Genomic DNA, 18501 nt, shown 5'->3' with positions numbered 1-18501 from the left:
ATCTACAGCTCTGATATGCTTTCCGGCCGCAGGCGGAGATAGCACCATGCAACTCATTGATATCGGCGTCAACCTGACAAACCCAAGTTTCGACGAGAAGCACCAGGCCGTTCTCGAGCGTGCGTATGCCGCCGGCGTGCAACAATTGGTGCTCACCGGCACCAGTGTCGACGGCAGCGAACAGGCCCTGCAATTGTGCGAAAAGCTGGATGAAAGCGGCCAGCGACTGTTCTGCACCGCTGGCATCCACCCCCACTCCGCCAGCGACTGGAACGGCGACAGCGCCCAACGCCTACGTGGTTTGCTCAACGACAGCCGCGTGCGCGCGGTGGGCGAATGCGGGCTGGATTTCAACCGCGACTTCTCACCGCGCCCGCAGCAGGAAAAAGTCCTCGAAGAACACCTGGCCCTGGCCGTCGAGCTGAAACTGCCGGTGTTTCTCCACGAACGCGACGCCAACCAGCGCCTGCTGGAGATCCTCAAGGATTACCGCGATCACTTGTCCGCCGCCGTGGTGCATTGTTTCACGGGCGAGCAGCAGGCGCTGTTCAGCTACCTCGACCTCGACTTGCACATCGGCATCACCGGCTGGATCTGCGACGAACGCCGTGGGACGCACCTGCATCCGCTGGTCAGAGAAATTCCTCGGGGCCGCCTGATGCTGGAAAGCGATGCGCCTTACCTGCTGCCGCGCACCCTACGGCCCAAACCGAAAAACGGCCGTAACGAACCGGCCTACCTGCCGGAGGTGCTGCGCGAAGTCGCCCTGCACCGCAACGAAAGCCTGGAAGACCTGGCCCAGCACAGCACCGCCTGCGCGCGTATTTTTTTTGGCCTACCCGCTGTGGTTTGATGTGGCGTATTGACCCATATCAAAGTGGTATTTTTTCAGTAGCGGCACAATAATGGCACCTTGCCAATGCTGTTTCCGCTATCAGAGAAAAACCTTCTATGGGTGCCTGGCTTAGCAATATCTCGCTGAAATACAAATTCTGGGCCGTCAACGCGGTCGCCTTTATCACCACGCTGCTGTTGGTGCTATACGCTGTGCATCTCGAACAGCAGTCGCGCAGCCAGGCGTCCCAGGCCTCGGCACAAGCCCAGGCGCGCTTGCTCAGCGCCTGGCCGGCCGACAAGGCGCTGCCCAAGGGCGAGGCGTGGCTGACGTTTGCCCGTGGCCAAGTCCCACAGTTGGCTGATCAAGATCTGTCAGACCTGAGCAGTGCCAGCGGCTGGGTCGAACTCAATCACCTGCCCTTATTCGGCGAAAACCCGTTGATGGGCGCTGAAGTGGTCGCCCGCGCCGACGGGCAACAGGTCGCCGTGCTCGCTTACGCGCCAAGCCTGAGCCAGGTGTTCAGTGAGCGCTTCGCCAACTACGCGGTGGCGGTGCTGATCCTGATGCTGGCGATGCTCTGCGCGTCGCAGTTGCTGATCCGCTTCCTGCTCAGCCAGCTCAACACCCTCAAGGACGTAATGCTGCACGTCGAGAAAACCGGCGACTTGTCGGCGCGCGTCCCGCTGGCCTGCAAAGATGAAGTCGGGCAGATGGCCAGCGCGTTCAATGCCATGCAAGCCGGCTACCAGCGAGTGGTCAACACCGTGGCCAGCACCGCCAAGCAACTGGATGAGGGCGCGGCGCGCCTGGCCAGCAGCATGAACGAGGTGCAGCACGGCATGCTCGGCCAGCAAAGCGAAACCGACCAGGCCGCCACCGCCATCAACGAGATGACGGCCACCGTCCACCACATCGCCCAGCACGCCGGCGCCACCCGCGATTTGTCCCAGACCGCCGACACCCTCGCCGGCAGCGGCCGCGAAGTGGTGGATCGGGTGCAGCGCTCAATCGCCGGGCTGTCCAGCGGCGTGCAACAGACCGCCGAGATGATCCAGAAACTCGCCGAAGACAGCCAGAAAATCAACGGCGTGGTCAGCGTGATCCACAGCATCGCCGAACAGACCAACCTGCTCGCGCTCAACGCCGCCATCGAAGCCGCCCGCGCCGGGGAGATGGGCCGCGGTTTCGCCGTGGTCGCCGACGAAGTGCGCAACCTGGCCAAACGCGTGCAAACCTCCACCGACGAAATCACGCTCATGGTCTCAGCGCTGCAAGCCGGCACCCGCGATGCGGTGGACTTCATGCAAGAAAGCTCGTTCAAGGCCGATGACTGCGTGCAACAGGCTCAGGAAGCCGGCGCGGCACTGGCCGAAATCACCGGCGCCGTGGCGCAGATGCGCGAAAGCAACACCCAGATCGCCGTCGCCGCCGAACAGCAGAGCCATGTCGCCGAAGAGATGAACCGCGCCGTGGTGAGTATTCGTGATGTGACCGAGAACACCGTGCAGCAGACCGTGGATTCGGCCACCACCAGCAATCAGCTCGCCACATTGGCCGGGGAGTTGAGCAAGGCGATTGGCCAGTTGAAGCTATAAGCAATACAAGGCGAGGCTATGGCCCCCATAGCCAGCCTTGATTCGCCGCGCCAGCCGACCCGACCTAAACTCTGTTCAAGTTGTTTCAACGGACAGAGGATTCATCATCATGGGCAAACGTCATCCCAATCTCCCCGCCTGGCAATGGCGTCAGTACCCGCAAAACCACCAGCACCCGACCAACCTGGCGTTGCACATGATCGCGGTGCCGCTGTTTATCATCGGGTTTCTGTTGGTCGTTTCCGGGGTGTTCAGCCTGAGCCTGGCCAGTTTGGCCGTGGGCGTTGTCGGCATCCTCGCCGGCCTTGCCTTGCAGCGGCATGGCCACAGCCTGGAAGCCCAGGCCGGTGAACCGTTCAGCGACCGCAAAGACGCGGTCCAACGCCTGTTGGTCGAGCAGTTCGTGAGCTTCCCGCGCTTTGTGCTCAGCGGTGGCTGGTGGCGCGCCTGGCGTCAGCGTCATCGGCACTGAAGGTCAGGCGAAGACCACCACGGTCTGGCGGCTGATGGCGATCAACTCGCCGCTCGGGCTCCACAGCGCCGCAGCGGCATGGCCGTAGCCGTCACGGGCGTGTTCGATGTTGACGTAGTACTGGCACCAGTCAAGTGTGGTGAGGTCTTGCAGCGGCTGGATAAACTCGATGGTCCAGGTCAGGGTACTGCCCGGCGCGGGCTTGCGCAGGTGCGGCAGCAACGCCGGCGGCCAGGCATCCACCAGGGCGAGGATGTGCGACTCGGTCAGCGGCTCTTCCTTCACATCGCCGCGCAAGCGCACCCAACCGCCCATGTCGCGGGAGGTATTGCCGGTAAACGGCAGGCCGCCGACACTCCAGCGCATCGCCAGGTGCCGCATGAATTCCGGGGTGACGCCCTGGATATACGGCAGCTCCTGGCATTCATCCCAATGCTTGAAGGTCGGCGGCGGCTCGCTCGGCACCACGACTTGCGACTCACGGGACGCACCGAAACTGGCCTGGACCAGCGTCGCCACTTCACCGTTCTGCACCACCCGGCCAAGCAACTGGCTGACCGCCTTGCCTTCGCGCAGCACTTCGACGTGATAACTGGCGGGCACATCCGCGGCGACCGGGCCGACAAAAGTGATTGCCAACGAGCGTAACGGCCGGTCGGCAGGGACCTGGGCGCGTAGCGCTTCATATTGCAAAGCGGCCACCAGGCCACCAAAGGTCGCGCGACCCTGCGCCCATTCGGCGGGGATGGTGACCTCAAGCGGGTGGTTACGGGCAGCGTCGAGCAAATCACTGAAGCGCATGGCGACCTCACATCAAAAAGACCGGAGCAGCGATCTTAACCAGCGCACCCACCAGGTACAGCGCCTATTCCGGCCAAAAACCGGACCGGCTCAGAAACAATCCGCGCAGAGTTTGTCCAGCACCCGATCCGCCTCGCCTTCGGCCTGGGCCATGGTGCGACGCCAAATCGTCACACAGGGCTGCAGATCGGCTTGATGCTCGGCCTGGAGCAGCCACTGCCAGCAATCATGCCAATCGCCCAGGGCGCCTTGGGCTTGCTTGAGGCGCAACACGGCCTTGACCGGCAGCTTGTCCAGCTCGGGGTAGGCTTCGGCGGCGTAGCGCACGCGCTTGATCAACAAACGCAGACGGTGGCGATCGTGGCTGGGGTCCTGCAGGGCGTCATCGAGGTTGTGCCATTGCTTGGCCAGGCGTTTCTCGATACGCGTGCGCAGGCCCCTGAGCAGTTTCTGGTGTTGCGAGGCACGGATAAACCGCGGGAATGCATCGAGGATCTGCAGCAGGTGCGCCAGCTCCGGGCCCTCGGCGACGTGGCGATAGGCCTCGGGTTGCAGGCGCAGACGACGGTCGGCGGCGGCATGGTGACCGTGCTGGTGCAGATGCGCGGCCAGCACTTCACGATCGCGCAACGGGGTGGTCAATTGGCCGACGGTGCTGGCGGCCAGTTCGAGTTGTTCGACCCCCGGCAAGCCGCGCAAGGGTCGCAACAGGCTACGCAGGCGCCGCACGGTGGTGCGCAAATCATGCAGGGCTTCATCGTCGGTGACGGCGGCGAGCCGAGCCTGGCAGCTCAGTAACCCTACTTCCAGGCCGATGACCTGAGCGACTAACTGATCTACCAAGGCTGACATGCTTTCCCCCACTGACGACGAATAATCCCTGCATCACTCAAACCGCTGACGCAGCCTGGTTGCACTCGACAGCTGCGACGAATCAGCGGCCGGCGCGCGACTCACGAATATAGAAACGCGCCTTCTCGGCCTTGTTGGCGCAGCCTTCGAACGCTTCGAATTGCTGCTGGGTCTTGGCGCCGGTCAGCAGGGACAAGGCCTTGGAGTAACTCACGGTGCCGGCAAAGCCTTCGGCCTTGGCCAGGTCCAGCTCTTTCCACGCGGCGTCCAATTGGCTACCGCAGCTGTCGCGATAGGCAGTTTTCCCGGCGCAACCGGCCAGGGCCAACATGATCACAGGCACACACATCCAGGCTTTCATCGATGACACCTCAAAATAAAGAAAAACGGTCGTACCGTGTAGACGTTGCCTACAAAGAAAAGTGCCTTGTCCGCCACCCGAAATCAAAAGCGCCTATTGCCAGAGCATACCCGAGCCTAGCCGCTATTCTGGAAAAATATTGCGCGGTGGCGCGAAGATTGAAGCCGCCCCCGTATTGGGTGCATTGTGGGCGCCTGCTTAACGAAGGACATCGACCATGAAGAAGCGTGTTGCCTTGGTGCTGGGCTCCGGTGGGGCCAGGGGCTATGCCCATATCGGTGTGATCGAGGAAATCGAACGGCGCGGCTACGACATCGCCTGTATCGCCGGCTGCTCCATGGGCGCGGTGGTGGGCGGAATCTATGCTGCTGGCAAACTCGACGAGTATCGCAACTGGATCGAAAGCCTGGATTACCTCGACGTACTGCGCCTGGTCGATGTGAGCTTCCGCCTGGGAGCGATTCGCGGCGAGAAGGTCTTCGGGCAGATCCGCAAGATCGTCGGCGAGATCAATATCGAAGAGCTGCGCATCCCCTACACCGCCGTGGCCACCGACCTCACCAACCAGCAGGAAATCTGGTTCCAGGAAGGCTGCCTGCACCAGGCCATGCGCGCATCGGCGGCGATTCCGAGCCTGTTCACCCCGGTGATGCAGGGCAACCGCATGCTGGTGGACGGCGGCCTGCTCAACCCGCTGCCGATCGTGCCGGTGGTGTCGAGCCATTGCGACTTGATCATTGCGGTCAACCTCAACGCGACCAACCAGAAACACTACCACTTGCCAGTGATCCAGCGGCCGCCGGCATTCAAGAGCCGCTTCAACAGCCTGGCGAAGTCACTGGGTTCGCACTTGCCGTTTCGCCGCAAGCAGGCCGAGCAGTTGATGAAGCTCGAACAGGAAGCCTTGCAGGCCCAAGCGGCCGAGATCAACCCGTGGCTGGAGTCGGCCGAACCGGAATCCCAGCAGCCCGCCGCCGCCCCGGAAAAAGCCGGGGCGCCGAAGTCGGCGACCGGATCGTTCATCATCGACAACGTCGGCCCGGCATCATTGCTGGACCTGATCAACCAGAGCTTCGAGGTGATGCAGACATCGCTGGCGCAATACAAGATCGCCGGCTACCCGCCGGATGTGCTGATCAACGTGCCGAAGCGGGTGTGCCGGTTTTTCGAGTTCTACAAGGCGCCGGAACTGATCGCCCTGGGGCGCGAGATCGCCAGTGATACGTTGGATCGGTATGAGAGTGAGCAGCACTGAGATTGGCGGTGTGGCTGGGGGCCCTATCGGGGGCAAGTCGAATCGTCGCACCGCCCCTCCCACATTTTGATTTGTGAACGCCTTCAACCTGTGGGAGGGGGCTTGCCCCCGATGAGGCCCTGACAGCCAACGAAAACCCACCAGGCCTAAGCCCCCAGCAACCGATACCCCACCCCCGCCTCGGTCACGATAAACCGCGGCTGAGTCGGATCATCCGCCAGCTTCTGGCGCAGGTGGCCCACCACGATGCGCAGATAGTGGCTGTCCTCGGTATGGGTCGGCCCCCAGATGTCCTTGAGCAGTTGTTGCTGGGTAATCACCCGCCCCGGATGTCGCGCCAGTTGCGCCAGCACCGCGTATTCCTTGCGGGTCAGCGCCACTTCGGCGCCGTCCAGCAATACGCGGCGGAAGGCCAGGTCCACCGTCAGCGGGCCAAAACACAACGCCGCTTCCTGGGCTTCACCCGCTGGGGCCTGGCGCAACAAGGCGCGCACGCGGGCCAGAAACTCCTGGATGCCAAAGGGTTTGGTGACGTAATCGTTCGCGCCCCCATCCAGCGCCTCGACCTTTTGCACTTCGCTGGCGCGCACCGACAACACCAGCACCGGCACCGTCGACCACTCACGAAACTCGCGCAGCACCTGCTGGCCGTCCATGTCCGGCAAGCCGAGGTCGAGTACCAGCAAATCCGGCTTGCTCAAGGCGGCCTGGGCCAGGCCTTCGTTGCCAGTGCCGGCCTCGATCACTTTGTAGCCCTGGGAGGCCAGGCTGATGCGCAGGAATTTGCGGATCTGCGGTTCGTCGTCAATGACCAAAATCGTCGCGGTCTGGCTCATGGTGTCCAATCAAAATCCATCGAAAAAAGAGAGTAGCTCACGCCTCGCGTTCCAGGCCAGGCTGTGCGGGTAAAGGCAGGAACAGCGTGATGCAAGTACCCCGCCCGCCAATCCCATCGGCGACGCTGATATGCCCGCCATGGGCGCCGACCATGCCCTGGCAGATCGCCAGGCCCAGACCGGTGCCCTGCCCGCCGCGATCGCCACGGGCAGCGGTGTAGAACATATCGAAAATCTTCGCGCGCTCGTCTTCGGGAATCCCGGGGCCCTCATCCGCCACGGCGAAGAATAGCTGGTTATCCGACACCCCGGCGCTGACGTGCAAATGGCCCTGGGCCGGCGAGAATCGAGCGGCGTTTTCCAGCACGTTGACCAGCGCCTGCTCGATCAACGCGGCATGCACATACAGCAACGGCAATTCAGACGGCACATCGATCCTCACCTGCAACGGCGCCAGCACCGCGCGCAAACGGCCGAGGGCGCTGCCGACGATATCACCGGGCGAGACCCAATCGCGCGCCAGCTTCAACGCGCCGTGGCCCAGGCGGGTCATGTCCAACAGGTTCTGGATATAGCGGTCGAGGCGCTCAGCTTCATCGCGGGTGCCTTCGAGCAACTCGCGGCGATCCTCCAGCGGGATGGCTTCGCCGAGTGCCAGCAGGCTGTCGATACTGCCGCGCATCGACGTCAACGGCGTGCGCAAATCGTGGGACACCGAGGCGAGCAAGGCACTGCGCAGTTGCTCGGTCTCGCCGTGCAGGCGCGCGGATTCCAGCTCCTGCGCCAATTGCGCGCGGGCCAACGCCTGGGCCAGCGGCTGGCTCAAGGCGATCAGCAAGCGACGCCGCTGGCCGCTCAGTTCCATACCGGGTTTTGCACTGACGCCGAGCAACCCCAGCGGGCCCTCTTCGCTCGACAGCGGCCACCACCACCAGCCCCCGAACGGCAACGTGCCGGTGCCCTTGCCCGCCGGCTGATCATGCTGCCAGGCCCAGTCGGCGGCGGCGCGTTCGGCTTCGGTGAAGGTCAGCGGCCCGCCGGTCTCGACTTTCCAGCCGCCCTGGCCGTCGCGGTTGACCAGGCACAGATCCAGGTCGCTCCAGCCTTCCAGGTGATGCGCCGCCGCGCTGATCACCGCCTGGCGGTCGGTGGCGGCGGTGAGTTTGCGCGACAGGTCGAGCAGCTCGCTGGTTTCTTCCTGGGTATCGCGCAACGCCTGCAACTGCCGACGCTGGCGCGCCGCGAGGTTGCCGGTCAGCGCCGCCATCAGCAGGAAGAACAACAGAGTCAGCACGTCTTCTTCACGCTGGATGGCGAAGGAGAATTTCGGCGGAATAAACAGGAAGTCATACGTCAGGAACGACAGCGCCGCGCACATCAGGGACGGCCCCAGGCTGCTGCGCACCGCCACCAGCAATACCGCCGCGAGAAACACCAGCGAGATATTCGGCAACGGCAACACACTGGCGACCGCCCAGGCCAGGGCCGCCGCGATCACCGTCGCGACCACCGCCAGCGCATAGTCGAACCACACCAGCCCGCGCACATCCGGCAGACGCGGCGGTGCAGGTACGTCGTCGCTGTCGAGGATATTGATTTCCAGACCGCGCGCATTGCGCATCAGGCGCTCGGCCACGCCACCGCCGAACAGCCGACGTCGCCAGTTCATCCGCGACTGCCCGACCAGCACCAGGCTGGCGCGGCGCTCGGCGGCATGCTGGATCAGCGTCTTGGTCACCTCACCCGCACGCAGCAGCACCACGTCACCGCCGAGGCGTTCGGCCAGTTGCTGGGCATTTTGCAGACGCAGGCGTGCTTGCTCATCGCGTGCGCGGCCGTTATCGATATGCACCAGGGTCCAGGGCAGATGGCGACGCTGCGCCACGCGGCTGGCATGGCGCACCAGGCGTTCGGCTTGTGCATCGCCGTCGACGCCGACCAGCAAGCGCCCACGCACGGCCGGCGCGGCCTGGCCGAGTTGGCGGTAGCCCTGGGCCAGGTCGTCGTCGACGTGAGCCGCGGCGGTTTGCATCGCCAGCTCGCGCAGGGCCATCAGGTTGGTCTGGGTGAAAAACGCGTCGATGGCCGCACGGGCCTGTTCTGGCACATACACCTTGCCGTCGCGCAGGCGCTCCAGCAACTCGCGGGATGGCAGGTCGATCAGCAGCAGCTCATCGGCCTCCTGCAAGACCCAATCGGGCAGGGTTTCGCGCACCTGCACGCCGGTAATGCCACGCACCTGATCGTTGAGGCTTTCCAGGTGCTGGACGTTGACCGTGGTGAACACGTTGATGCCGGCGGCGAGCAGTTCCTGAATATCCTGCCAGCGCTTTTCATGGCGGCTGCCGGGCGCGTTGCTGTGGGCCAGTTCGTCCACCAGCACCAGTTGCGGCTTGGCGGCGAGCAGGCCGTCCAGGTCCATTTCCTCGAGCATCACGCCCCGGTATTCACTGCGCAGCAACGGTTGCTGCGGCAGGCCGCTGAGCAACGCTTCGGTCTCGGCGCGGCCGTGGGTTTCGACCACGCCAGCGAGCAACCTGACGCCCTGGCGCAACTGTGTGTGGGCGGCCTGGAGCATGGCGTAGGTCTTGCCCACACCCGGCGCGGCGCCCAGGAAGACTTTGAGCCGGCCACGGCCGTCCCGGGGCAGATCGGCTAACAGGGCATCGGCGCGGCCGGAGTCGCTCATGCGCGGGGGTTCCTTCAGGGGTTTATAGGGTGTCTTTCAGGGCGCTATCGCGGGCAAGCCCTCTCTCACATTTGGAACGCATTGCCCGCGATAGCGGCGCTCCTGTTTACAATTTTTCCAAGGCCATGTTCAGCGCCAGCACATTCACCACCGGCGGGCCCACCAGTGGGCTTTCGATGTGTTCATCCAGCAAGCGTTGCAGGGTGGCCACCGGCATGTTCCGCGCGGCGGCTACCCGCGCCAGTTGATAGGCAATCGCCTGCGGAGGCAAGTGTGGATCAAGACCGCTGCCGGAGGTAGTCAGCGAGGCTAACGGCACCGGCCCTTGCGCGGGCACGAACTGTTTATTCGCGTCATCGAACACGCGCGTGGCCAGTGCCGGGTTGCTTGGCCCCAGGTTGCTCGCGCTGCTGGACACGGTCGCGAACGCGCCTGCCGAAGGACGCGGGTGGAACCAGCTGTCGCCGGTAAAGTCCTGGGCGATCAGGCTGGAGCCGCGCACCTTGCCGCTGGCGTCGCGCACCAGGCTGCCGTTGGCCTGGTCCGGGAAGGCAACCTGGGCGACGCCGGTCACCACCAACGGGTAGGCGACGCCGGTGATCAGGGTCATGAGGACCAGCAGACTCAGGGCCGGGCGGATGATATTGGACATTTCAAATTCCTCGATTCGGTCAGTGCAACCTGTGGCCACCGCTTTGCCGGTGCCCACAGGCATCGGGTCAAACCAGGTGCAGCGCGGTCAGCAACATGTCGATCGCCTTGATGCCCACGAACGGCACCACAATCCCGCCCAGGCCGTAGATCAACAGGTTGCGCCGCAGCAACGCCGCCGCACTCGCCGCCTGCACCCGCACACCGCGCAGCGCCAGGGGAATCAGCACGACGATGATCAGCGCGTTGAACACGATGGCCGAGAGGATCGCGCTCTGCGGGCTCTGCAGGTGCATCACGTTGAGCACGCCCAGTTGCGGGTAGATCGAGGCGAACAGCGCCGGCAGGATCGCGAAGTACTTGGCCACGTCGTTGGCGATGGAAAAGGTGGTCAGCGCGCCGCGGGTCACCAGCAATTCCTTGCCGATCTGCACCACGTCCAGCAGCTTGGTCGGGTCGCTGTCGAGGTCGACCATGTTGGCCGCTTCGCGGGCAGCCTGGGTGCCGTCGTTCATCGCCATGCCGACGTCCGCCTGGGCCAGCGCCGGGGCGTCGTTGGCGCCGTCGCCGCACATCGCCACCAGTCGGCCGTCGTTCTGTTCGTGGCGGATCCGTGCGAGTTTTTTCTCCGGGGTGGCTTCGGCCAACACGTCGTCCACCCCGGCTTCCGCAGCAATCGCGGCCGCTGTCAGCGGGTTGTCGCCGGTGACCATCACGGTGCGGATCCCCAGCTTGCGCAGCTCGGCAAACCGTTCGCGGATGCCGGGCTTGACCACGTCCTTCAGATGGATCGCACCGAGCAACTTGCCATCGGCGCACACCAGCAACGGCGTGCCACCACTCTGGGCGATCTTGTCGACTTCCCGCGACAGAGCCGGTTGCAGGTCGCCGCGAGGCTGACCGATAAACGCCAGCAGCGAGTCCACGGCGCCTTTGCGGAACACGCGGCCCTGATAGTCGACGCCGGACAAACGGGTTTCGGCGGTGAACGGCACAGCAGTCAGTTCCGCCAGGGACGGCTCGGCCTGTGGGTGCAGGGCACGCAGGTATTCAACGATGGATTTACCTTCTGCCGTGTCATCCGCCAGGGACGCCAGCAGCGCGCCCTCGGCCAGTTCCCGGCCGCTCACGCCCGGCGCCGCCACCACTGCCGCGCAGCGACGGTTGCCAAAGGTGATGGTGCCGGTCTTGTCCAGCAACAACACATGCACGTCCCCCGCCGCTTCCACGGCGCGACCGGACTTGGCGATCACGTTGAGGCGCACCAGGCGGTCCATACCGGCGATACCGATGGCCGAGAGCAAGCCGCCGATGGTGGTCGGAATCAGCGTCACCAGCAGGGCGACCAGGAACACCAGGGGCAAGCTGCCATTGGCGAAGTGGGCGAACGGCTGCAGGGTCACGACCACCAGCAGGAAGATCAGGGTCAGGCCGATCAGCAGGATATCCAGCGCCACTTCGTTGGGGGTTTTCTGGCGTTTGGCGCCTTCCACCAGCGCGATCATGCGGTCCAGCGTGGACTCGCCGGGGTTGGCGGTGATGCGGATCAGCAGCCAGTCCGAGACCAGGCGCGTGTTGCCGGTGACGGCCGAGCGATCGCCGCCGGATTCGCGGATCACCGGTGCGGATTCGCCGGTGATCGCCGCTTCGTTGACCGCGGCGATGCCTTCTATGACCTCGCCGTCGCCGGGGATCATTTCCCCGGCGGCGACGCGCACCACATCACCTTTGCGCAGGCTGGTGGCGGGCACGACCTTGAAGCTGCCATCGGCCTCCTTGCGCCGAGCGCTGAGGCCTTCGCTGCCGGCCTTGAGGCTGTCGGCGCGGGCCTTGCCACGCCCTTCGGCCAAGGCTTCGGCGAAGTTGGCGAACAGCACGGTGAACCACAGCCACACGGCGATTTGCGCGGCGACGAAGGTCGGCACGGAGGTGTCGGGCACCAGGCACAGCACGGTGGTGAGAATGGCGGTCAGTTCGACCACCAGCATCACCGGCGAGCGTTGCAGTTGCCGTGGGTCGAGCTTGACGAACGCCTGGACCAGCGCCGGGCGCCACAGCGCGGAGATCGCGGTTTTGGCGGGTTCGTGGGTTTTGACCGGGCTCGCGTTTTTTGCAGGCATATTCATTTTCATATCCTTCAGAAGCCCATGCTCAGGTGTTCAGCAATAGGGCCCAGTGCCAGTGTCGGCAGGAAGGTCAGGCCGCCCACCAGCAAAATGGTCACGGTCAACAGGGTCACGAACAGCGGACCATGGGTGGGGAAGCTGTTCTGGCCAATCGGTGCGGTCTTCTTCATCGCCAGGCTGCCGGCCAGGGCCAGTACCGGGAGGATGTAGCCGAAGCGACCGATCAACATGCCCAGGCCCAGCATCAAGTTGTGGAACGGCGTGTTGGCACTGAAGCCGCCGAACGCCGAACCGTTGTTGGCACTGGCCGAGGTGTAGGCATAGAGCAACTGGCTGAACCCGTGGGGGCCAGGGTTGCTGATCGCACCGGCCGGGCCGGGCAGGCTGGAAGCTATGGCACCGAGCACCAGCACGCCGATCGGCATCACCATCAGGGTCACGACCAGCAATTGCACTTCCTTGGCCTGCAGCTTCTTGCCCAGGTATTCCGGAGTGCGGCCGATCATCAGGCCGGCGAGGAACACCGCGATCAACACGTTGAGCAACATGCCGTACATACCGGCGCCGACGCCGCCGAAGATCACTTCGCCGACCATCATGTTGACCAGTGCCACCATCCCGCTGAGGGGGCTGAGGCTGTCGTGCATGCCGTTGACCGAACCGTTGGACGCCGCGGTGGTGGTCACCGACCACAACACGGTGCCAGTGGTGCCGAAGCGCGCTTCTTTACCTTCCAGCGGCGCGGTCTGCTCAACCGCCGGGTTGTTCAAGGTCGGGTTGGGCTGGTACTCGGCCCACAGCGAGGTTGCACCGCCGATCAGGAACAGGGCCAGCATGCAAGCGAGGATCGCCCGGCTCTGACGCAGATCCTTCACGTAATGGCCGAAGGTAAACACCAGCGCCACCGGGATCAGGATGATCGCCGACAACTCGAACAGGTTGGCCCAGGCCGTCGGGTTTTCAAACGGATGCGCCGAGTTCACGCCAAAGAAACCGCCGCCGTTGGTGCCCAGTTGCTTGATCGCAATCTGGCTGGCCGCCGGGCCCAAAGGGATCACCTGGTCGACACCCTGCAGGGTCACGGCATCAACATAATGCGCGAAGGTTTGCGGCACGCCCTGCCACACCAGGAACAACGCCATCACCAGGCACAACGGCAACAGGCCGTAGAGCGTGGCGCGGGTCATGTCGACCCAGAAGTTGCCCAGGGTCTGGGTGGATTTGCGACCGATCCCACGGCACAGCGCGACCAGGACTGCCAGACCGGTGGCCGCACTGACGAAGTTCTGCACGGTGAGGCCGGCCATCTGGCTGAGGTAGCTGAGGGACGCTTCACCGCTGTAGGACTGCCAGTTGGTGTTGGTCATGAAGCTGACCGCGGTGTTGAAGGCCAGGGTCCATTCCTGGCCCGGCAATTTCTGCGGGTTTAGTGGGAGGTAGTCCTGGAACAACAGGATCGAGAACAGCAACACAAACCCGGCGAGGTTGAACGCCAGCAACGCCAACATGTATTTCTGCCAGCTCTGTTCCTGTTGCGCGTCCACGCCCGAGAGGCGATAGCACGCGCGCTCCACGGGCCCGAGCAGCGGCGTGAGCCAAGTGCGCCGGCCTTCCATCACGTTGTAATAGAACCGCCCCAGGAACGGGGCCGGCACCAGTACCACGGCGAAGAAGGCGATGATCAGCCAATAGTCATAACTGTGCATAGCCTGCTCCTAGTTCCGATCCGCGCGTAACAGCGCAACCAGCAGATAAATGAACAGCGCCACGGCCAATAGCAGTGACACCCCGTCCAGAACGCTCATGGAAGTCTCTCCGTTTTGCGGCGAGTGCCGCGTGTGGGGCAATTGTCGGCAGGAGTGGTGTAAAGGAACGAGAGCGAGGGGCTGGGTGAGGCGTAAAGATGGCGTAAAGAGTGGGTTTATGCGGGGTTTACACCGGGGGTTTCGGTGCCTGGGCGGGCGCTATCGGGAGTAAGCCCCCTCCCACAGGTTGATCGGCGCTCGGCGTGACAACTCGGCCAAGTGTGGGAGGGAGCTTGCTCCCGATAGCACCGGCACAGTCACCGCCGCACTTATCTGGTGCAGCAACAGGAAATTTCAAACGCCAAACCATCCCCCAAACGACAGTAGCGCAGCTTTACGACAATGATTCTCAGGCTGGCATGGCCGCTGCAACACCTTGAATCATTCCAACCGGTTCAGGGAGCGCAATACGATGAACACACAACTCAAACCCACCTTGGGCACCCTGCATTTGTGGGGCATCGCGGTCGGGCTGGTGATTTCCGGGGAATACTTCGGCTGGAGCTATGGCTGGGGCGTGGCCGGGACCTTGGGCTTCCTGGTGACCTCGTTGATGGTCGCCGCGATGTACACCTGCTTTATCTTCAGTTTCACCGAACTGACCACCGCCATTCCCCACGCAGGTGGGCCCTTTGCCTACAGCCGCCGCGCGTTTGGGGAAAAAGGCGGCCTGATTGCCGGCCTGGCGACCCTGATCGAATTCGTGTTCGCCCCGCCCGCCATCGCCTTGGCCATCGGTGCGTATCTGAATGTGCAGTTTCCCGCACTCGATCCGAAACACGCCGCCGTCGGCGCCTATATCGTGTTCATGGGCCTGAACATCCTCGGCGTGAAACTCGCCGCCACCTTCGAACTGGTGGTGTGCGTACTCGCCGTCGCCGAACTGCTGGTATTCATGGGCGTGGTCGCCCCCGCGTTCAGCTTCAGCAACTTCGCCCTTAATGGCTGGGCCGGCTCCGACACCTTCGGGGCCCCGGCGATTGCCGGAATGTTCGCGGCGATCCCCTTCGCGATCTGGTTCTTCCTCGCCATCGAAGGCGCGGCCATGGCGGCCGAGGAAGCGAAAGATCCCAAGCGCACCATTCCGAAAGCCTACATCAGCGGCATCCTGACCCTGGTGATCCTGGCCATGGGCGTGATGTTCTTCGCCGGCGGCGTGGGCGACTGGCGCACCTTGTCGAACATCAACGACCCGCTGCCCCAGGCGATGAAAACCGTAGTAGGCGAAAGCTCCGGCTGGCTGCACATGCTGGTGTGGATCGGCCTGTTCGGTTTGGTGGCGAGCTTCCACGGCATCATCCTTGGCTACTCGCGCCAATTCTTCGCCCTGGCTCGGGCCGGCTACCTGCCGCCGTTCCTGGCCAAGCTGTCGCGTTTTCATACACCGCACCGGGCAATCATCGCTGGCGGCGTGGTCGGCATTGCCGCCATCTACAGCGACGGTTTGATCAACCTGGGCGGCATGACCCTGACTGCAGCAATGATCACCATGGCCGTATTCGGCGCCATCGTGATGTACATCATGAGCATGCTCAGCCTGTTCAAACTGCGTAAGACCGAACCGCTGCTGGAACGCACCTTCCGCGCTCCGGGCTACCCGATCGTGCCGGGCATCGCGCTGGTGCTGGCGGTGGTGTGCCTGGTGGCCATGGCCTGGTTCAACGCACTGATCGGCATGATCTTCCTCGGCTTCATGGTGGTCGGCTTCATCTACTTCCAGATGACCGCGCACGACCGCGCCGCGGCACCGGCAGATGCAATGTTGACCGGGCTCTAAGGTTTTGAGGCGGAACAGGCCTACACTGAACTACTCAGAAAGCCTGTAACTCAAAGCAGTTATTACCGTGGGAAAACCTCCCACGGCAATCTGCCTCAAGGAGAGCGTTATGCCGTGGTATGCATGGTTGATTATGGTGGTTGCGATCGGGTCGATCGTCGGCGGGCTGCTGATGCTGCGTGACAGCGCCAACAAAGTGGAACTCACCGACGAACAACGCAAACGCGTGGCCGAGCGCAATGCGCAGGCGGATGCCAAGGATGGGCAGGACCGCTGATCCCATGTGGCGAGGGAGCTTGCTCCCGTCGGGCTGCAAAGCAGCCCCTCTTCTGCCCTACTCCCATTCCGCCTTGGCAATCTGCAAACCGTGCTGCCCTTTATAAGCAGCACGCTCCGGCTGACTCCAGCCGTTCAGCAACTCGGCTTCCAGTCGATAAATCTCAACCCCCAGCGGACGACACACCGTCAGCGGGTCCTGTGCATCCGGGCCCCACATCGGCAGCGACAGATCCCCGCCCGGGCAGGTCGACAGCGCACACAACAAATCGATCTCGGCAAAAAACTCCAGGTAATCGCCCTTCTGCGCCGGACAGGCTTTCATGAAATACATGTCGTCGTGATTGAGGCCGGTGCATTGGAAGATGTTCAGCACGTCATGCACGTCGAATTCCGTCAGACCGTGAGGCAACACCGCACGGGTCAGGTTCGAGTGACAGTGATGATGGAAATCTTCACCAGTGAGCATGCGGTTCACATACGGATCGCAGCGCGTACCGAGCAAATCATGCAGGCGCCCGCCGTGCTCATCAATGCCGTAGCTGGCCAGGCTGTCATCGGTGATGGTCACCAGCGGCCGCAGGAACGGCAGGTTCGACCACAACCGGTCATGGGTGCTGACATGCGCGCCCTGCAACTGACGCGTGCGCGCGGCCCACAGGCGTTCGCGCGGGTCGTTGGCGTTCCACACATTGAAGTCGCCCACCTGTGGCCCCACCGGCGTAGTCACACGGAACACATGCCCGGCCGGCACCTTCCACGCCCTGCCCGTGCGAATCGGCACCTCGAACTGTTCGACCAAGGTGCGTTGATCCTTGCGCTCACGGATACGCTCATAAAACGCGGTGTCGACCTGCAACGCCGAACCTTTGCTGACCTGGTAAGCGGCTGGATAGTCTTTGTACATGGTGCGAATCCTCGATCAAGGGAAAGTAAACAGGGCCAACGACTGCCGTTCTGAATCATCCAGGTACACGCTCATCGCCTCCCCGGCCGCCAGCTTGTTGTTATTGGCTAATAACGTGTGGATCTCAAGGTCCCGTTCCAGCCAGGGCGACTGGAAACGCTGCTCATCGGGCGCGGCGCAGAACACCAGACGCAACTGCGCAATCACCTGGGCGAAAAACTCGTCGAACAACGGGCTGCGCATCAGCCCGACAATCTGCTGATGCACCAACAGGCTGTGGGTCGCAACCGCACGCCAGTCCTCACGCTCCCGGGCCAGCGCGGTGGCCTCGATGGCGTTTTGCATACGCTCGGATTGATCCTGGGTGAACGCACCGCTCTGGGCAATGGCCTGCAATTCGAGCGTGCGGCGGACGACAAATAAATCACGCACCTCTTCGCGCTCCAACCGACGAACCACCACGCCCTTGTTGCGCACGTAGCGCGTCAACCCTTCCTGGCCCAGACGGTGCAATGCCTCACGAATCGTATTACGCGACGCGTTATAGGCCTTGACCAGCTCGGCTTCGACCAATGCCATTCCGGGCAACAGTCGGCCACCGATGATGTCGGCACGCAGCTCCAGGGCGATCTGGTCGGCTAAGGACAAGCTGAGTGTCATCGTTACCTCACGATTGTTGAACAATCCTCCCTCTGTCAGTAATCACTTTTCATGCCAACGCCTGCGCGATGTAAAAAGATTCAGCGTGGTAAACACGCATCGTCGAAATCGTGCGTGACGGTTTGTAAGCGCAGATCCCGGATGAAAAAAGGCCGGTCACTGACCGGCCCCTCGATGCTTACTTGATCTCTAACCTGCCACGATTCTTCTCCAGCAACGCCTTGCCGATGCCCTTTACCTCCAACAACTCATCCACCGCCATGAACGGACCGTTGCTCTCGCGATAGGCGATGATTGCATTGGCCTTGGCAGCACCGATGCCGAAAAGGTCACGACGCAGGGTTTCGGCGTCGGCGGCGTTGAGGTTGACCTTGGAGGATTGCTCAGCCTGCATTATCTGGACGGCGATCGGGGTTGGGGGCTCGGGTTTGATCGATGGGGCGGCGGTAGTGGCGGCGGAGAGTGTGGTGAGGAAGGCGAAGATTAGGGAGGTAAGGTAGGTGTTTTGCATTGGTGAGGCTCCATGACATCGGTGAGGTAGAAAAAGCAGCTTTTCCGAAGCTGCTTTTCTAACTTAGGCGATGGTTGGAGGGTGTCAAA

General features: G+C 63.1%; 18 protein-coding genes. 6 read left to right on the top strand and 12 right to left on the bottom strand.

Annotated features, from left to right (window positions below):
- Window positions 1-46: 46 nt before the first annotated feature.
- The 3 genes from LQ249_RS09715 to LQ249_RS09705 all read left to right on the top strand — a co-directional run bounded on the left by LQ249_RS09715 (window position 47) and on the right by LQ249_RS09705 (window position 2905).
- On the top strand, window positions 47-853 hold the full coding sequence (locus tag LQ249_RS09715; RefSeq protein WP_046483457.1) for a TatD family hydrolase: 807 nt from the start codon (window positions 47-49) through the stop codon (window positions 851-853).
- Between the two features lie 98 nt (window positions 854-951).
- Window positions 952-2433 (top strand): methyl-accepting chemotaxis protein, encoded by a 1482-nt coding sequence (locus LQ249_RS09710; protein WP_046384251.1) that lies wholly within the window; start codon window positions 952-954, stop codon window positions 2431-2433.
- A gap of 109 nt (window positions 2434-2542) precedes the next feature.
- A complete protein-coding gene (locus LQ249_RS09705) occupies window positions 2543-2905 on the top strand; it encodes an Mpo1-like protein (protein ID WP_017848815.1) in 363 nt (120 codons plus the stop codon).
- 3 nt (window positions 2906-2908) lie between these two features.
- Here the strand turns inward: LQ249_RS09705 and LQ249_RS09700 are convergent, their stop codons facing one another.
- From LQ249_RS09700 to LQ249_RS09690, 3 genes are all read right to left on the bottom strand, one after another.
- Window positions 2909-3706, bottom strand: a complete 798-nt coding sequence (locus tag LQ249_RS09700; RefSeq protein ID WP_046384252.1) for an acyl-CoA thioesterase — start codon at window positions 3704-3706, stop codon at window positions 2909-2911.
- 90 nt (window positions 3707-3796) lie between these two features.
- The gene (locus LQ249_RS09695) at window positions 3797-4558 is read right to left on the bottom strand and encodes a CHAD domain-containing protein (protein ID WP_128192174.1); all 762 of its coding nucleotides are present in this window, start codon (window positions 4556-4558) and stop codon (window positions 3797-3799) included.
- An 82-nt stretch (window positions 4559-4640) separates the two neighbouring features.
- Window positions 4641-4919, bottom strand: a complete 279-nt coding sequence (locus LQ249_RS09690; RefSeq protein WP_017848818.1) for a hypothetical protein — start codon at window positions 4917-4919, stop codon at window positions 4641-4643.
- Window positions 4920-5136: 217 nt separating this feature from the next.
- Between LQ249_RS09690 and LQ249_RS09685 the strand changes: the two genes are divergently transcribed.
- Window positions 5137-6174 carry a patatin-like phospholipase family protein gene (locus LQ249_RS09685; RefSeq protein ID WP_017848819.1) on the top strand — a complete coding sequence of 346 codons (1038 nt, stop codon included), beginning with the start codon at window positions 5137-5139 and terminating at the stop codon, window positions 6172-6174.
- A 146-nt stretch (window positions 6175-6320) separates the two neighbouring features.
- Here LQ249_RS09685 and LQ249_RS09680 read toward each other — a convergent pair whose 3' ends face one another.
- The 6 genes from LQ249_RS09680 to kdpF all read right to left on the bottom strand — a co-directional run bounded on the left by LQ249_RS09680 (window position 6321) and on the right by kdpF (window position 14281).
- Window positions 6321-7010 carry a response regulator gene (locus LQ249_RS09680; RefSeq protein ID WP_026140251.1) on the bottom strand — a complete coding sequence of 230 codons (690 nt, stop codon included), beginning with the start codon at window positions 7008-7010 and terminating at the stop codon, window positions 6321-6323.
- A 37-nt stretch (window positions 7011-7047) separates the two neighbouring features.
- Window positions 7048-9699 (bottom strand): sensor histidine kinase, encoded by a 2652-nt coding sequence (locus LQ249_RS09675; RefSeq protein ID WP_057003736.1) that lies wholly within the window; start codon window positions 9697-9699, stop codon window positions 7048-7050.
- Between the two features lie 106 nt (window positions 9700-9805).
- Window positions 9806-10351, bottom strand: a complete 546-nt coding sequence (gene kdpC / locus LQ249_RS09670) for a potassium-transporting ATPase subunit KdpC (protein ID WP_057003786.1) — start codon at window positions 10349-10351, stop codon at window positions 9806-9808.
- 67 nt (window positions 10352-10418) lie between these two features.
- Complete coding sequence (gene kdpB, locus LQ249_RS09665) at window positions 10419-12476, bottom strand: potassium-transporting ATPase subunit KdpB (protein ID WP_232566425.1); 2058 nt, start codon at window positions 12474-12476, stop codon at window positions 10419-10421.
- A gap of 11 nt (window positions 12477-12487) precedes the next feature.
- A complete protein-coding gene (gene kdpA, locus LQ249_RS09660) occupies window positions 12488-14182 on the bottom strand; it encodes a potassium-transporting ATPase subunit KdpA (protein WP_057003737.1) in 1695 nt (564 codons plus the stop codon).
- A 9-nt stretch (window positions 14183-14191) separates the two neighbouring features.
- On the bottom strand, window positions 14192-14281 hold the full coding sequence (kdpF, locus tag LQ249_RS09655) for a K(+)-transporting ATPase subunit F (RefSeq protein WP_003218754.1): 90 nt from the start codon (window positions 14279-14281) through the stop codon (window positions 14192-14194).
- Between the two features lie 412 nt (window positions 14282-14693).
- On the opposite strand from kdpF, the gene eat reads away from it, so the two are divergent.
- Window positions 14694-16058: an ethanolamine permease gene (eat, locus tag LQ249_RS09650; protein WP_079443147.1), complete on the top strand. Its 1365-nt coding sequence runs from the start codon at window positions 14694-14696 to the stop codon at window positions 16056-16058.
- A 109-nt stretch (window positions 16059-16167) separates the two neighbouring features.
- On the top strand, window positions 16168-16335 hold the full coding sequence (locus LQ249_RS09645; protein WP_079443146.1) for a DUF2897 family protein: 168 nt from the start codon (window positions 16168-16170) through the stop codon (window positions 16333-16335).
- 57 nt (window positions 16336-16392) lie between these two features.
- On the opposite strand, the gene LQ249_RS09640 is transcribed toward LQ249_RS09645, so the two are convergent.
- The 3 genes from LQ249_RS09640 to LQ249_RS09630 all read right to left on the bottom strand — a co-directional run bounded on the left by LQ249_RS09640 (window position 16393) and on the right by LQ249_RS09630 (window position 18412).
- Complete coding sequence (locus LQ249_RS09640) at window positions 16393-17241, bottom strand: urea carboxylase-associated family protein (protein ID WP_046384258.1); 849 nt, start codon at window positions 17239-17241, stop codon at window positions 16393-16395.
- 15 nt (window positions 17242-17256) lie between these two features.
- Window positions 17257-17901 carry a GntR family transcriptional regulator gene (locus LQ249_RS09635; protein WP_169863973.1) on the bottom strand — a complete coding sequence of 215 codons (645 nt, stop codon included), beginning with the start codon at window positions 17899-17901 and terminating at the stop codon, window positions 17257-17259.
- A 178-nt stretch (window positions 17902-18079) separates the two neighbouring features.
- Entirely contained in the window at window positions 18080-18412 is a 333-nt protein-coding gene (locus tag LQ249_RS09630) for a ComEA family DNA-binding protein (protein ID WP_126585891.1), read from the bottom strand.
- Between the last annotated feature and the right edge of the window lie 89 nt (window positions 18413-18501).

Source organism: Pseudomonas sp. 7-41, assembly GCF_021233075.1.
Lineage (GTDB): Bacteria > Pseudomonadota > Gammaproteobacteria > Pseudomonadales > Pseudomonadaceae > Aquipseudomonas > Aquipseudomonas veronii.
The sequence above is the reverse complement of the archived record's forward strand: the minus strand, read 5'-3'. Positions and strand labels throughout refer to the sequence as shown.

Coding starts and splice junctions, on each gene's coding strand:
- LQ249_RS09700 (WP_046384252.1), bottom strand. CDS start 3,706: ATGCGCTTCAGTGATTTGCTCGACGCTGCCCGTAACCACCCGCTTGAG.
- eat (WP_079443147.1), top strand. CDS start 14,694: ATGAACACACAACTCAAACCCACCTTGGGCACCCTGCATTTGTGGGGC.
- LQ249_RS09710 (WP_046384251.1), top strand. CDS start 952: ATGGGTGCCTGGCTTAGCAATATCTCGCTGAAATACAAATTCTGGGCC.
- LQ249_RS09675 (WP_057003736.1), bottom strand. CDS start 9,699: ATGAGCGACTCCGGCCGCGCCGATGCCCTGTTAGCCGATCTGCCCCGG.
- LQ249_RS09705 (WP_017848815.1), top strand. CDS start 2,543: ATGGGCAAACGTCATCCCAATCTCCCCGCCTGGCAATGGCGTCAGTAC.
- LQ249_RS09695 (WP_128192174.1), bottom strand. CDS start 4,558: ATGTCAGCCTTGGTAGATCAGTTAGTCGCTCAGGTCATCGGCCTGGAA.
- LQ249_RS09680 (WP_026140251.1), bottom strand. CDS start 7,010: ATGAGCCAGACCGCGACGATTTTGGTCATTGACGACGAACCGCAGATC.
- kdpC (WP_057003786.1), bottom strand. CDS start 10,351: ATGTCCAATATCATCCGCCCGGCCCTGAGTCTGCTGGTCCTCATGACC.
- LQ249_RS09640 (WP_046384258.1), bottom strand. CDS start 17,241: ATGTACAAAGACTATCCAGCCGCTTACCAGGTCAGCAAAGGTTCGGCG.
- kdpF (WP_003218754.1), bottom strand. CDS start 14,281: ATGAGCGTTCTGGACGGGGTGTCACTGCTATTGGCCGTGGCGCTGTTC.
- LQ249_RS09685 (WP_017848819.1), top strand. CDS start 5,137: ATGAAGAAGCGTGTTGCCTTGGTGCTGGGCTCCGGTGGGGCCAGGGGC.
- kdpA (WP_057003737.1), bottom strand. CDS start 14,182: ATGCACAGTTATGACTATTGGCTGATCATCGCCTTCTTCGCCGTGGTA.
- LQ249_RS09635 (WP_169863973.1), bottom strand. CDS start 17,901: ATGACACTCAGCTTGTCCTTAGCCGACCAGATCGCCCTGGAGCTGCGT.
- LQ249_RS09630 (WP_126585891.1), bottom strand. CDS start 18,412: ATGCAAAACACCTACCTTACCTCCCTAATCTTCGCCTTCCTCACCACA.
- LQ249_RS09715 (WP_046483457.1), top strand. CDS start 47: ATGCAACTCATTGATATCGGCGTCAACCTGACAAACCCAAGTTTCGAC.
- kdpB (WP_232566425.1), bottom strand. CDS start 12,476: ATGAATATGCCTGCAAAAAACGCGAGCCCGGTCAAAACCCACGAACCC.
- LQ249_RS09645 (WP_079443146.1), top strand. CDS start 16,168: ATGCCGTGGTATGCATGGTTGATTATGGTGGTTGCGATCGGGTCGATC.
- LQ249_RS09690 (WP_017848818.1), bottom strand. CDS start 4,919: ATGAAAGCCTGGATGTGTGTGCCTGTGATCATGTTGGCCCTGGCCGGT.